We start from the raw sequence: 13,410 nt of genomic DNA, 5'->3' as shown, positions 1-13,410 counted from the left end.
AGTTACAATAGCTTATATAAAAACATTTTATTTCTGCTGCTAAAATCATAATTTGCAGTCAGTTTCCAATTTATAAATCCTTTCAAACAATGAACAACAACCTGAAAAGACTTTTAGGGGTGATGTGTTGCGGCGTAATGGCGCTCAATGCATTCAGCCAAACCGGCAAAGAACATGTTGCTATAATACCAGAACCTGTAAGCATTACTCAAAGCGAGGGCCAGTACGTGCTGCCAAAAAACATCATCGTAGCCACCAGCATCAATCCAGAGATGAAACAGGCTATAGCAACGCTGAAAGGTTTATCCATTCCTACCGGCAACCATGTTACTGTGTTGAACAGCGCGGCGAAGCCAGCTATCAGGCTGATGATTAATGCAAAAAATGATACGCTGATAGGCGACGAAGGTTATTATTTATCGGTAACCAAAAAGGGTGTTGTTATCCGTGCAAATAAGCCGGCAGGGCTGTTTTACGGCACACAAACGCTGATACAGTTATTACCAAAGGAGATAGTAAGCGCCAAACGTGTAACCGGTTTTAGCTGGGCCATGCCTTTGGTACAAATAACCGATTATCCCCGCTTTAAATGGCGTGGGCTAATGTTTGACGTTTCCAGGCACTTTTTTACCAAAGCCGAGGTGGAAGAATACATCGACAATATGTCGAAATACAAGTACAACCTGTTGCACATGCACCTGACCGACGATGAGGGCTGGCGCATCGAGATCAAAAGTTTGCCGCGACTGACCACAGTTGGCGCTTATAACGTAAAGAAAGTCGGTTATTTCGGAAGCTTCCCGGCGCCAAAACCTGATGAGCCGCGCGATTACGGAGGTTTCTACACCCAGGATGATATCCGCGAAATTGTGCAGTACGCAAAGGACAGGTTTATGAATATCCTGCCCGAAATAGATGTTCCGGGCCATAGTTTGGCAGCTGTCGTGGCTTACCCAGAATTATCATGCACACCCGGTGCCGATCAGTACCAGGTAAGATCAGGTGAGCATTTCATGAATTTTACCAAGGATGGCATTAAAGCCGGTATAGATAATACCCTGTGCCCTGCTAATGAGAAGGTTTACGTATTCCTGGATAAAGTACTGACCGAGGTTGCCAAACTGTTCCCGTTTGGCTATATCCACATGGGCGGCGACGAATGCGCCAAAAATTTCTGGGAGAAAAGCGATTCAGTAAAAGCATTAATGCAGCGCGAAGGGCTGAAAACCCAGGAAGAAGTGCAGGCTTACTTTGAAAAACGGGTTGAAAAGATAGTGGAATCAAAAGGAAAGAAATTTTTAGGATGGGATGAGATATTAGAAGGCGGTTTAGCGCCCGATGCTATAGTAATGAGCTGGCGCGGAATGAAAGGTGGCATACAAGCTGCCAAGATGGGCCACGAAGTAGTGATGAGCCCCACCACATTCGCTTACCTGGATTATATGCAGGGCGACCCGGCAATTGAACCGCACGTTTACGCAACTTTGCGTTTGAGCAAGGCCTACCAGTTTGAACCTGTGCCGGATAGCGTGGATTCAAAACTGATCATAGGCGGGCAGGCTAACTTATGGACCGAGCAGGTTTATAACGTGCGCCATTTGGAATATATGACCTGGCCGCGCGCTTTCGCTATTTCAGAAGATTTGTGGACTCCGAAAGCAAAGAAGAACTGGGACGACTTTTTCGGTCGTGTTGAGAAGCATTTCGGCCGCTTTGACGAGGCACAGATAAAATATGCACCAAGCGTATATGATCCAAGCCTTACAGTTAGGATGATGCCGGACAGTACCCTCCAGGTATCGATGGAAACGGAAGTAAAGGGGCTGGATATTCACTATACTTTTGATAATTCGTTCCCGGATAATTTCTATCCAAAATATACCGAGCCGTTGCTGGTTCCCAAAGAATCGAGCCAGTTAAAGGTAATAACTTACCGGGATGGCAAGCCGGTTGGCCGTTTGATAACAATACCGATGGATGAAATGAAAAAACGCGCAACGCGCAGAAACTATGATTGACGGATCATGATCAGAATAAAAAACCCGGTAAATAAATTGCCGGGTTTTTTATTTATAAAACGACAATTCAAAAACATTCAGCTTAAATGTATTATTTACCTTTACGAATTATAAATAGTGCACTTTGTTAAAGGATAATCACGGAAGAAGGATCAATTACCTGCGTCTCGCGGTAACAGACAGGTGTAACCTGCGCTGCTTTTATTGCATGCCGGAAGAAGGGCTGAACTGGCTTTCGCGGGAGGAACTGCTGACTTACGAGGAAATGCTCCGAACCTGCGCTCTGCTGGTGAAAATGGGTATTGAAAAGATACGCATTACTGGTGGTGAGCCTTTTGTGCGCAAAGACCTGATGAAATTTCTATCAGCGTTGTCTAAAATAAGTGGATTAAACGAGTTGACAATTACCACCAATGGTGTACTTACCGCGCCGTTAGTACCCGGGTTAAAAAAGCTCGGTATTAAATCGGTTAACCTTAGTTTGGATACGCTGGATGCAAACCGGTTTTTCACCATAACCCACCGCGATGAGTTCAATAAGGTGATGGAAACGCTGGATCAGTTGCTAAAGTACGACATCGAAGTAAAGATAAATGCGGTGGTAATGGACGGCAAAAATACGCAGGATATTATCCCGATGGTAGAAATGACCAAAGATATGCCGGTTAGCGTCCGCTTTATCGAAGAAATGCCGTTTAACGGCGAGGGGCACATTTACAGCGGTTTAAAATGGGATTATATCCGCATTTTGGACGAGATCAAGACAAAATATCCCGATGTCCGGAAATTACAGGATGAACAGTATTCTACATCTTACAATTATAATATACCGGGCCATAAAGGTGATATAGGGGTTATTGCAGCGTACTCGCGTACATTTTGCGGGACCTGCAACCGCATCCGTATAACACCCGAGGGCGTTTTAAAAACCTGCCTGTACGATGGTGGCGTAATGAATATCAAGGACCTTATCCGGTTGGGTTTTTCAGATGATGAGTTGAAAGGCAAACTACAGGAGGCTATGAATAATCGTGCAAAGGATGGGTGGGAAGCTGAACGGAATCGCGCCTTTAACGACCCGGCGCACGAGTCAATGGCCACCATAGGAGGATAATCCATGACCACAGTTGAACAAGCGGAAAAACTGATCCTGGCGGAAGCAAGAGATTTCGGTACAGAAAATATTCCCTTTGAACAGGCTTTAGGAAGAGCATTAGCAGAAGATATTAAAGCGGACCGCGATCTGCCGCCCTTTAACCGGGTAACCATGGATGGGATAGCCATAAGCTATAAGGCGATAGAAAGCCATATTACCGCCTTCAAAATAAAGGCTACCCAGGCTGCCGGTGATGAGCCTGTTGACATAGAAAGTCTTGATGAATGCATCGAGATCATGACGGGCGCGGCTTTGCCTAATACAGTCGATACTATTATTCCCTATGAACACATCGAAATAAAAAATAGTGTTGCCACCATCTTAAACGCAGCTGTAAAAAAAAGTCAAAACCTGCATTTTAAGGGGGCAGACAAACAAAAGGGCCAAATTGTTGCCACTGCCGGGCAAGTGGTTAGCCCTGCTATTATTAGTGTTGCGGCGTCAGTAGGAAAGGCTGAGTTGTTGGTGCGGAAAATGCTGCGAATAGTTGTTGTTTCATCCGGTGACGAACTGGTTGATATTGACGTGCAGCCTTTGCCCATTCAGATCAGGAAATCGAACAGTTATACTATCCGGGCGGTATTAAGCCAGAATCAGCAACATGCCGACCTGCTCCATATACCGGATGACCCGGAAATAACCGGTGAAAAAATAGGTTATTGCCTTCAAAATTATGATGTCGTCCTCATGACCGGCGGCATTAGCATGGGCAAGTTTGACTATATACCCAGGGCACTGGAAGAAATGCAGGTGAAGACTATCTTTCACAAAGTGAGCCAGCGGCCGGGTAAGCCATTTTGGTTCGGTAAGCACGAAAATGGTGTTTTGGTATTTGCATTTCCGGGTAACCCGGTTGCTACCTTTATGTGCCTGCACCGGTATTTTCTGCCCTGGTTGCGCGTTACACAGGGACTTAAAGCAAAATCATCAGTTTACGCGGTTTTAGACGAGGATTTTACTTTTAAGCCCGAACTGCAATATTTTTTACAAGTGACATTGAGGTTTTCAGAAGAAGGTAAATTATTCGCGACCCCGGTTGAAGGAAATGGTTCAGGCGATTTTGCTAACTTAGCGGATACAGACGCTTTTATGGAGCTCCCTTTGCAACGGAGTGAATTCAAAAAAAGTGAGGCTTTCAGGGTGTGGCCCTTTAATAATATTTGAATATGGAGTTTACACATTTAGATGAAAAGGGGCAGGCGACAATGGTTGATGTAGGCGAAAAACAAATTTCCCGCCGTACGGCTACTGCACGCAGCGTTGTTTCCCTGCCATCAGAGGTATTAGCGCAGCTGGTTAACGGCGATATTCAAACCAAAAAAGGCTCGGTTTTCCAGACCGCGATCATAGCCGGCATCATGGCCGCCAAGAAGACCGGCGATTTAATACCGCTTTGCCATCCGCTGGGCCTTGATAATTGCCAGGTCAGTATTCACTTGAATGAGGAGCAGGAGGTTGTAATAGATTGTACGGCGACTATCACAGCCAAAACAGGCGTCGAAATGGAAGCGTTGGTTGGGGCATCAATAGCGGCTTTGACCATTTATGATATGTGCAAGGCGCTGAGCCATGATATTGTGATCAGGGAAACCAAACTGATGGAAAAGACAGGAGGGAAGCGTGACTTCAAAAGAGCATAACCTGCCTGCCGGCGGGCATAGGAAACATGCCGGCCTGAAGCGGCCGGCGATTGGCAATTTCGGCAGGAACGAATGGGCCATAGTAGGTGCACCATGCGTTTATATCAAATCATTAGCGGATAAAGTGATTTCCGCATTATCGTCAACCTATAAATGTGCTTATGCTGATACTTCTCACAACGACGAGGTGGTATTAGCGCCGGGCAAACTGGCAAGCGGGGCGTTTTTAGAATACACCGATATGGTGAACCATCAGCAATTTAATCGTTTGGATGCGCTGAAAATGGTCCCTTTCCGCCAGCAATTTAATGAGGCCGACCTGGTACTGGTAAATGGCAATCACCAGCAGGCTAAGGCACAGGTGGTGATCATTTATGAAAACAAACGTGCCTCGCTTCAAAAAAGGTTGGAACAACTAACCAATGTCGGGTTGATTTTGTTAGCTGAAAATGCTGAGGGTGTATTCGACTTTATACAAGAATCCCTGCCCAATTTCAAGGATATACCGCTTTACAGGCTGGATGAAACAGAGAAGATCGTATCGTTTTTCAGATCGAAGCTTGAACAAGCCAGGCCGGTATTGAACGGCCTTGTGCTGGCCGGCGGTAAAAGTGAGCGGATGGGCTTTGATAAAGGCGCAGTCAACTGGTTTGGTAAGGAACAGCGTTATTATATGGCTGATATACTGAAGCCAATGTGCAACGAAGTATTCATTTCCTGTCGGGAAGACCAGCGGCAGCAAATACCTGTCGCATATAATGTATTGACTGATACTTTTACAGGGCTGGGCCCTTACGGAGCCATATTATCGGCATTCCGGTCGCAACCTGATAGCGCCTGGCTGGTGATAGCCTGCGACCTGCCTTTACTGGATTTGGATACTATTCAACATTTGATAAGTCAGCGCGACGTTTCCAAAATAGCCACAGCATTTAAAAGCCCTTATGATGAATTTCCCGAACCGTTGATCACGATATGGGAGCCAAAAAGTTACCCGATGCTGCTGGCATTCCTGTCGCAGGGGTATTCCTGCCCGCGGAAGGTGCTTATCAATAGTGATATAAAGTTACTGGGTGCGCAAAATCCGGATGCGCTGACCAATGTGAATACTCCCGACGAATTAGAAAAAGTTAAGCGGACCCTTCACCAAAAGATAGCAAACGCCTGATGTCCGATGATCTTACCCGGTACAGTTGCCAGATAGCCTTACCCGGTTTTGGCGAGGCCGCTCAAAAACTTCTGCAACAAGCGAAAGTGCTGGTTGTGGGAGCGGGCGGACTGGGATGCCCCGCTTTACAATATTTGGTCTCAGCAGGGGTGGGGACCATTGGCGTTGCTGATTATGATACCATTTCTATAAGTAATCTGCACAGGCAGGTACTATATGGTCCCGCGGATGCGGGTTTAAAAAAAGCCGTTGTCGCTTGTACGCGTTTGCAAAAGCAAAATCCCGGTATAAAACTTGTTTCGCTTGACCTTAAGATCACCTCGGATAATGTATTAGGTATCATAAATCAATACGATATTGTGGTTGACGGTACAGATAATTTCGAAACGAGGTATTTATTGAATGATACAGCGGTGATGCTCGGTAAACCTTTGGTCTACGGGGCAATTTATCAATACGAGGGACAGGTGGCTGTTTGGAATGTTAAAAATTTGGACGGTAACTATTCGCCTAATTACCGCGACCTATACCCGGAAGTTGACGCGACGCAAATACCCAATTGCGCCGAAGGTGGTGTTATTCCAACCCTGGCCGGGATAATAGGCTGCATACAGGCTAACGAGGTGATCAAGTATATCACTAAGAGCGGCGAATTATTATCGGGGAAGATATTGGTGTTTGACGCGCAAACATTACAAAGCCGTCTTATTAAAATAGGCGCAACAACTAAAACCGATATAAAAAGCCTGGTTCAAACTGCGGACGTTCCATCTATTACAGCAGAAGAATTGAAATCAGGGTTGGCGGAAAACCGTTTTGAATTGATAGATGTCCGTACCCTGCAGGAACGCGACCTGTTTGACATAGGTGGTACACATATCCCGGTGGAGGAGATAGAAGAAAATATAGATTATTTCAATTCGGGCAACGCCACAGTTTTATACTGCGCTACGGGTAAAAGGAGTGCGGAGGCAGTGAAAGTGATCAAACAAAAGTATCCTGATGCTAACGTCTTTTCGCTGGAAGGCGGATTGGAGACGATTGATACGATCAAATAATTTAATAGGTCAGACAGAATTTGAAGTACGAATCTTGGCAATCATTTAATCCAATAATCGTGTCATGGATGTGCCGCTACCCAAACTTCGCCATCTTCAAAAGCTTCTTTTTTCCAGATAGGTACGGTTTGTTTAAGTGTATCGATCACAAAGCGGCAGGCTTCGAATGCTGCATCACGGTGAGCGCAGGAAACTGCGATGATAACAGGTATTTCGCCAACGTCAAGTGTGCCAACCCGGTGGTGTATCAATAGCTTTTGTACCGGCCATTTCTCGAAGGCTTGGGCCGCTATCTTTTCCATTTCCTTTAAAGCCATTGGTTCGTAAGCTTCAAAATCAAGCCTGACAACCTTTTTGCCTTTTGTTGCATCGCGCACTGTACCAATAAATACATCAATGCCGCCCGATTGCGGCGACATCACCCAATCAATACAGGATTGAATGTTTAGTGGTTTATCTGATATGGTTATTTGCGTTTCCAATTTAGATTATAAGAATGTTCATCCACCGCTAACCGGGGGAATAACGGCTATTTCGTCCGTTTCGTTAATTATACTATTATCTTGCGCATATTCACTATTCACAGCTACCATATAGGAGGCCAGTTGCTTTAGTCGCGGATAGGTTTTTTCGAGCGATTTTTTCAATTCTGCGGTTGTATTTCCATCCAATTCGGCAGTGATCGATGACCCTCCAAATATATCTTTAGCTATGCCAAATGCCAGCACGTTCACTTTCATCGTACAAAAATAAGCAATGTTTAGCTAAGATTTCGCTTATTGAAATACCAATACAAGGGTACACCGATGGCAGCCAGTATCAAGCCAAAAACGGATACAATGATCTGCGATGTGCCGGCTATGTAGTTGCTGATGTCGTTGTAAAGCGTTATCACCACATACAACGTCGAGAACAGGATGAATATAATGGGCAGATAGGGATAGCCCTTCAACCGGTACCCGGGTTGCCTGTCCGGCATTTTACGGCGAAGGATAAATATACCGTAAGCGGCGAAACCATAAAATATCCAGGTAATGAATACGAACATATCCATCAGCATGTCGAACGAGCCGATGAGCACCAAAATTGTTCCCCAGGCCGCCTGGAACCAGAGCGCATTTGACGGCGTACTGTATTTGGGATTGACCTTGCCTGCAAATGCGAAGAAATTCTTCTCGTGCGACATGGCATAGATCACGCGCGAACAGGGCAGGATGTTGCTATTCGTACATCCTGCCGTACTTATCAGCACCAGGGCCGCTATCAGGCCTCCGCCGCCAACGCCCATTATTTTGAATAATGCGTCAGAGGCTACCAGCTTAGAGTTTTTCATCTCGTCAACCGGCATCATGTACAGGTAGGCCTCGGTGGTCAAAACATAAAGCAACATGCAAAGCAGCAGACCAATGATAAGCCCACGGGGGATGTTTTTTTTCGGTTCTTTGATCTCGCCCCCGATAAAACCCAGGTTGTTCCAGCCGTCATAGGCAGCTAAGGCCCCTGTTGTTGCGGCGATAAAAGCTGTGAACTGGTGCCAGTAGGAATGGTCGAAGCCTGGAGAAGCAGTAGTCAGGTTACCCAGGTGTCCATTTCCCGAGAAAAAGATCGAAGCGATCAGGAACATCAGCGCGGCTACCTTTAGGATAGAAAAGAAAACCTGTACCGCGCCGCCGGCCTTTACGCTGCGTACATTGATCCAGGAAAAGATAACGATGAGCGCTATGGCGACGCCTTTAACACCGATGTTCTCCAGCAAATAGAATTTGCCAATATAGGGAATAACGACAGGTACCGCGTGTTCGATACCCGCTGAGAAGCGCGGCAGTTGGATAAAATATTCGGAATACTGCGCAAATACGAAAGCGATAGCCGAAATAGAGGCGGTATCGATCACCACGAATGATGACCAGCCGAACAGGTAGGCAAAAAAATTGCCGTACATGTACTTAAAATAGGTGTACTGGCCGCCTGTTTCGGGCATCGCGCAACCCACCTCTGCATTGATCATCCCGCCAAACAGTGATACAATACCGGCCACAACCCAAACAGCCAGCAGCATTAAAGGCGAGCTTAGCTGGGCAGCCATGGTGGCTGGCTTCATGAAGATGCTGCTCCCAATGACCGATCCGATCACAATGGATATTGCTGCCCACAGGCCAAGCTTGCGTTCGAGGTGCGCCATGTTATTTGTTAATGAACTCGGCTAAAATGCGGTGAAAATGATGGGTACCCTGCTCGCGGGTTACCGAATACCGGCCGTGCTGGTAAAACCGCGACCTGACACCTCGTTGTACATTTTCTACTATCTCTTCGTCCTCCATTTCAACTTTATCCAGTCCTGAACCAGCTCCTTTTTCCAGTTTGGTTTCATCCCAAACGTAAGACAGGAACCTAACCCGGCATTCGCCCACGGAAACCGGCTCGACTACATTAACCGACAATCCCCAGGGATAAAAATTGAACATCATATTCGGGAAAACCCAGAAGTAATAAGCTGCCACGTTTTTTCCATAATCGGGCGACGAAGCAGGCAGATCGAAGCAATTCTCGTTATTCCGGGCAAGACCAAGCTGCAAACTGGAGTAGGGGAAGAACAATTCTGTTGCGTATTCGCCAAAATCGATAACGGCATTCAGCCCCGCGTGGACAAATGGAATGTGGAACCCTTCGAGGTAATTCTCACAATAAAGTGCCCAGTTGCCTTTTACGTTGAATGTTCGGGATAATTCAGGCTGAAATCTAAACTGATGCAGGGGCATCCAGCTAACGCGTTCTATCATATCCCTGAAAAATAATTCGGGCGGGTAAACGGGATTTAACGATGTGAAAAGCCAGTTGCTCCATTTAAAAAGGGGTAAGGCGGGCAGGTCGTCATCCTTCGACGGGAAATTTTCCACCTCCTTAAATTCAGGCATCGAAACAAACTTGCCATCAAGACCAAACAAGCGGCCATGATAACGGCAACGGAGGTTATTCAGCTTACATGCCTTTTCAGCTACAATATTGCCCCGATGGGTGCAAACATTTGACAGGACGTTTGATTGACCAGTTTTATCTTTTGTAAGCAATAAAGGTTCATCAAGATAACCGGACAACAGCGTAAAAGGGTAAACATCACCGGGCTCTTTTACCAATTCCTGGTGACCAATAAACTGCCATGAAGTGGCGAATATTTTTTCCCTGCACTGCTCAAAAACATACTTGCTGGTGTAAAACTCCGCATCAATGGTTTTAGCTTTGGCAATATCCGGGTCAACAGAAAAATCAGGCATACAATGGTTATGGTTTGGATCGTTAAAGTTGGGGCTTTCTGCTTTAGGGCTTCTGCTTTTAGCTTTAAATGCTGTAATTTAGAGGATATGGAAGACAATACCAAGAAATATGATAACGGCGAGATAACGGTGATATGGCAACCGCAATTATGCGCCCACTCTGCCAACTGCGTTAAAGGTTTGCCTGCAGTATTTAACCTGGCTCAAAAGCCTTGGATAAACGTAAATGGTGCAGATACGGAAGCAATAATTAACCAGGTAAATAAATGCCCGTCGGGGGCTTTATCGTGGGTGAAAAGCTAGTTACTGAAAGCGCCGTCGTTATACAGCTCCAGTGCGACAACCGCCGATATAACCAATATGCCGCCTGTGATGGTTAGCAGGCTTTTCCCAAAGTTGTCTTTTTTGTTTTCCGTCAGGTCGACACCTTCGGCTTTATAACCGATGACTTTGCCACTGTCATCGAACATGAACTTTACATACTTCGTAAATTTCTCTTGCTTCATTTGCTGTACCGAATCTTTCACGAGTGTGTCGGGCATGGTTTGCGCAACTTTATTCTTTTTGGCTCTTTTTGTGGGGCGGTTTTCCATGTTGTAGGTCCACTGCTCAACACCGGCACCTTTATTTATCTCGGTAGGCTGACCGAACTGTTTTACCACATCATCCTTCGAGCGGGCGCCCTGCAAAACCTGCTGATGGGTATAAAGTGTATGGGTGCAACTGCATAGTAACAGCGGCACCCATACAAATAAAAAAGCGAACTGCGATCTTTTCATGGTGAAAAGGGTTTTAGTTCCTGTATAACGTATTGGAAACTAAAAACTTATACCGATGGCGCTATTTTGTTTTAAATTTATAAACAGACTCTGTTTTATACGTTTGACCGGGTTTTAAAACGGTTGAAGGGAACTGCGGTTGGTTAGGCGAATCGGGGAAATGCTGGGTTTCCATCGCAAAAGCGGTACGGTAGTCGTCCTTTTCGCCGTATTTCATAATATTTTTAGCCTGCATAAAGTTGCCGCTGTAAAATTGCAGGCCGGGCTCTTCGGTATAGATTTCCATTACGATGCCTGTTTTGTCGCCTTTTACGATAGCAACAGGTGTGGACATGTCGTGCTTATCGAGCACAAAATTATGGTCATACCCCTTGCCGTTTTTTAGCTGCACATTGTCGTCGTTAATGCGGGCGCCTATAGTAACGGGTGTTTCGAAATCAAACGGGGTACCTTTTACCGGCTCTATTTTCCCGGTTGGTATCAGGGTCGAGTCAACAGGGGTATAATTAGCCGCTTTAAATTGCACCAGGTGATCCAATATCGTTCCGCTGCCTTCGCCATTCAGGTTAAAATACGCGTGATTGGTTAAATTAACCACGGTTGCTTTATCCGTAGTAGCTTCGTACTCACATTTAAACGCATTATCATCTGTTATAGAATAAGTAACTTTTACATGCAGGTTACCCGGAAAACCTTCTTCCATATCCTTAGAAAGGTAGGTAAGCTCAAGTGTCTGATCGTTCAATTTTTTAGCATCCCAAACAACATCCTGGTAGCCTTTTTTGCCACCATGCAAGGTGTTGGGCGGATTGTTTGTTGCTAAAGTATACTGCTTGCCATCCAGTGTGAAATGACCCTTTGCGATACGATTTCCGTAGCGGCCTATCGTGCCTCCATAGTATCTTTCGGTCGATTTGATGTAATCATCCACGCTTGCCATCCCTACGGAAACATCGATCATTTTCCCGGCGCTATCGGGCACAAGCAAATTCACCAGGCGACCCCCAAAATTAGTAATGGTGGCGGTCATCCCATTTTTATTCTTTAATGTGTACAAGTGCGTTTGTTTTCCGTCGATGGTTTTTTCAAATGCAGAATCGGGAGGTAGCTGGCCGTAGGTAATAGTATCTTTCATCGTGGTATTTGTGGTTGTTTTAGCTGCTGGTTGCTTGCAGGCGCTGATCGCGGCGATACCCGCTGTTAAAACGCCCAAAGATAAAATCCTTATTTTCATAATCAGTTTTTTATTGGTTCTTATTGTTTAGTTTTTTTATCAGGTCGGCTTCTTCCTGGCTGTAAGGGGTACCGTCCTTGCGGAAAACCTCGTGAAACCACAGCTTGGGTTCTTCGCCGCCGGGCATAGGCGTATCCCAGGCATACATGGTATTAGTTTTACCAGCTACAAGCCCCCAATTTATGGCGCCAACATTCTCTTTTCTCAACATCGGCATGGTATTGGCAAAGGTGCTGCCACGCGGGCGCGCCATATATTCGGTACAAATAACAGGTCTGCCGCTCGCTTTTAATAATTGCACCACGCGTTCGTGCTTCTCAGGTTCTTCGTAATCATGATAGGTGATCACGTCGGAATGTGTCAGTTGGAAAGCATTCAATTTTTCAAAACTCCAGTCCCACAACCCCATGCTGAGTGGTTGGTCGGGGTTTACCGCGCGGCTCCATGCATATATCTTTGATAAAAGATCCAGCGACTTGTCCTTTTTACCGCTGTTGCCTGGTTCGTTATACAGGTCCCACAACAGGATGCGCTTATCATGTTTAAAGGTAGTTAGCACATCGGTAACATATTTTTGGAGCATGGCGATTTCTCCTTTATCATTAAGCCTGTTGCCCGGGTCCTGCAGCCAGCCGGAGTTATGAACGCCGGTTTTTGGTTCGGGTTGTTTGCCGGTTTTAGCGGTCGGGTTCCAGCAATCGTCGAAGAAAACGAAGATGGTTTGGATGTGGTGCTTATCAGCAATGGCAAGATAATCGGCTACACGCTTTTTAAATCCTTTTGGGTCCTCCTGCCAGGCCATACTATGAAGGAATACCCGCATGGCATTGAAACCTATCCCTTCGGCATATCCCAATTCACGGTCGATAGTTTTGGGGTCGAACGTATCCGCCTGCCACATTTCCAATTGGTTAATGGCCGAACTCGGGATAAAATCTGAACCGCTTATCCATTTGTGTTTAGCGTACCATGCATTTGCTTTGGCAGCGGACCAGGGGGCAGCCACCGGGGCTTTACTTTGTGCGTCTGCCGAAGCGAAAGCGAGCATCAGCAGGAATAATGGCAGATATTTTATTTTCATCATA

14 protein-coding genes are annotated in these 13,410 nt (G+C 45.9%); 7 read left to right on the top strand and 7 right to left on the bottom strand.

All coding sequences use genetic code 11. From position 1 onward, the window contains the following. Positions 1-89: 89 nt before the first annotated feature. The 6 genes from FRZ54_RS18135 to FRZ54_RS18110 all read left to right on the top strand — a co-directional run bounded on the left by FRZ54_RS18135 (position 90) and on the right by FRZ54_RS18110 (position 7,040). The gene (locus tag FRZ54_RS18135) at positions 90-2,018 is read left to right on the top strand and encodes a beta-N-acetylhexosaminidase (RefSeq protein WP_228462531.1); all 1,929 of its coding nucleotides are present in this window, start codon (positions 90-92) and stop codon (positions 2,016-2,018) included. A gap of 124 nt (positions 2,019-2,142) precedes the next feature. Beyond that, positions 2,143-3,132, top strand: coding sequence for a GTP 3',8-cyclase MoaA (moaA, locus tag FRZ54_RS18130; protein ID WP_147033200.1), 990 nt, complete (start codon positions 2,143-2,145; stop codon positions 3,130-3,132). Between the two features lie 3 nt (positions 3,133-3,135). Beyond that, entirely contained in the window at positions 3,136-4,338 is a 1,203-nt protein-coding gene (locus tag FRZ54_RS18125) for a molybdopterin molybdotransferase MoeA (RefSeq protein ID WP_147033198.1), read from the top strand. Between the two features lie 2 nt (positions 4,339-4,340). Beyond that, the gene (gene moaC, locus FRZ54_RS18120) at positions 4,341-4,814 is read left to right on the top strand and encodes a cyclic pyranopterin monophosphate synthase MoaC (protein WP_147033197.1); all 474 of its coding nucleotides are present in this window, start codon (positions 4,341-4,343) and stop codon (positions 4,812-4,814) included. After that, positions 4,795-5,982, top strand: coding sequence for an NTP transferase domain-containing protein (locus tag FRZ54_RS18115; RefSeq protein WP_228462530.1), 1,188 nt, complete (start codon positions 4,795-4,797; stop codon positions 5,980-5,982). Before moaC ends, FRZ54_RS18115 begins: the two co-directional genes overlap by 20 nt. Next, positions 5,982-7,040 (top strand): HesA/MoeB/ThiF family protein, encoded by a 1,059-nt coding sequence (locus FRZ54_RS18110; RefSeq protein WP_147033195.1) that lies wholly within the window; start codon positions 5,982-5,984, stop codon positions 7,038-7,040. The genes FRZ54_RS18115 and FRZ54_RS18110 overlap by 1 nt, the downstream gene beginning before the upstream one ends. A 62-nt stretch (positions 7,041-7,102) precedes the next feature. Here the strand turns inward: FRZ54_RS18110 and FRZ54_RS18105 are convergent, their stop codons facing one another. Genes FRZ54_RS18105 through FRZ54_RS18090 form a run of 4 tightly spaced genes read right to left on the bottom strand, consistent with a single transcriptional unit; the run spans position 7,103 to position 10,312 of the window. Continuing rightward, entirely contained in the window at positions 7,103-7,522 is a 420-nt protein-coding gene (locus FRZ54_RS18105; protein WP_228462529.1) for a molybdenum cofactor biosynthesis protein MoaE, read from the bottom strand. 18 nt (positions 7,523-7,540) lie between these two features. Beyond that, on the bottom strand, positions 7,541-7,780 hold the full coding sequence (locus FRZ54_RS18100) for a MoaD/ThiS family protein (RefSeq protein WP_147033193.1): 240 nt from the start codon (positions 7,778-7,780) through the stop codon (positions 7,541-7,543). A 20-nt stretch (positions 7,781-7,800) separates the two neighbouring features. Continuing rightward, a complete protein-coding gene (locus tag FRZ54_RS18095) occupies positions 7,801-9,222 on the bottom strand; it encodes an APC family permease (protein ID WP_147033191.1) in 1,422 nt (473 codons plus the stop codon). Between the two features lies 1 nt (position 9,223). Further along, entirely contained in the window at positions 9,224-10,312 is a 1,089-nt protein-coding gene (locus FRZ54_RS18090; protein WP_147033189.1) for an aromatic ring-hydroxylating oxygenase subunit alpha, read from the bottom strand. 87 nt (positions 10,313-10,399) lie between these two features. Between FRZ54_RS18090 and FRZ54_RS18085 the strand changes: the two genes are divergently transcribed. Next, positions 10,400-10,615 carry a (4Fe-4S)-binding protein gene (locus FRZ54_RS18085; RefSeq protein WP_147033187.1) on the top strand — a complete coding sequence of 72 codons (216 nt, stop codon included), beginning with the start codon at positions 10,400-10,402 and terminating at the stop codon, positions 10,613-10,615. On the opposite strand, the gene FRZ54_RS18080 is transcribed toward FRZ54_RS18085, so the two are convergent. The 3 genes from FRZ54_RS18080 to FRZ54_RS18070 form a co-directional block, all read right to left on the bottom strand. Then, positions 10,612-11,091 (bottom strand): hypothetical protein, encoded by a 480-nt coding sequence (locus tag FRZ54_RS18080; RefSeq protein WP_147033185.1) that lies wholly within the window; start codon positions 11,089-11,091, stop codon positions 10,612-10,614. The genes FRZ54_RS18085 and FRZ54_RS18080 overlap by 4 nt on opposite strands. A gap of 61 nt (positions 11,092-11,152) precedes the next feature. Further along, on the bottom strand, positions 11,153-12,325 hold the full coding sequence (locus FRZ54_RS18075; RefSeq protein WP_147033183.1) for an aldose epimerase family protein: 1,173 nt from the start codon (positions 12,323-12,325) through the stop codon (positions 11,153-11,155). 10 nt (positions 12,326-12,335) lie between these two features. After that, positions 12,336-13,409: a cellulase family glycosylhydrolase gene (locus FRZ54_RS18070; protein WP_228462528.1), complete on the bottom strand. Its 1,074-nt coding sequence runs from the start codon at positions 13,407-13,409 to the stop codon at positions 12,336-12,338. Position 13,410 lies beyond the last annotated feature (1 nt).

The organism is Mucilaginibacter ginsenosidivorans (assembly GCF_007971025.1).
Lineage (GTDB): Bacteria > Bacteroidota > Bacteroidia > Sphingobacteriales > Sphingobacteriaceae > Mucilaginibacter > Mucilaginibacter ginsenosidivorans.
This window is presented reverse-complemented; position numbering and strand designations above follow the sequence as displayed.

Coding starts and splice junctions, on each gene's coding strand:
- FRZ54_RS18135 (WP_228462531.1), top strand. CDS start 90: ATGAACAACAACCTGAAAAGACTTTTAGGGGTGATGTGTTGCGGCGTA.
- FRZ54_RS18125 (WP_147033198.1), top strand. CDS start 3,136: ATGACCACAGTTGAACAAGCGGAAAAACTGATCCTGGCGGAAGCAAGA.
- moaC (WP_147033197.1), top strand. CDS start 4,341: ATGGAGTTTACACATTTAGATGAAAAGGGGCAGGCGACAATGGTTGAT.
- FRZ54_RS18110 (WP_147033195.1), top strand. CDS start 5,982: ATGTCCGATGATCTTACCCGGTACAGTTGCCAGATAGCCTTACCCGGT.
- FRZ54_RS18100 (WP_147033193.1), bottom strand. CDS start 7,780: ATGAAAGTGAACGTGCTGGCATTTGGCATAGCTAAAGATATATTTGGA.
- FRZ54_RS18095 (WP_147033191.1), bottom strand. CDS start 9,222: ATGGCGCACCTCGAACGCAAGCTTGGCCTGTGGGCAGCAATATCCATT.
- FRZ54_RS18090 (WP_147033189.1), bottom strand. CDS start 10,312: ATGCCTGATTTTTCTGTTGACCCGGATATTGCCAAAGCTAAAACCATT.
- FRZ54_RS18085 (WP_147033187.1), top strand. CDS start 10,400: ATGGAAGACAATACCAAGAAATATGATAACGGCGAGATAACGGTGATA.
- FRZ54_RS18080 (WP_147033185.1), bottom strand. CDS start 11,091: ATGAAAAGATCGCAGTTCGCTTTTTTATTTGTATGGGTGCCGCTGTTA.
- FRZ54_RS18075 (WP_147033183.1), bottom strand. CDS start 12,325: ATGAAAATAAGGATTTTATCTTTGGGCGTTTTAACAGCGGGTATCGCC.
- FRZ54_RS18070 (WP_228462528.1), bottom strand. CDS start 13,409: ATGATGAAAATAAAATATCTGCCATTATTCCTGCTGATGCTCGCTTTC.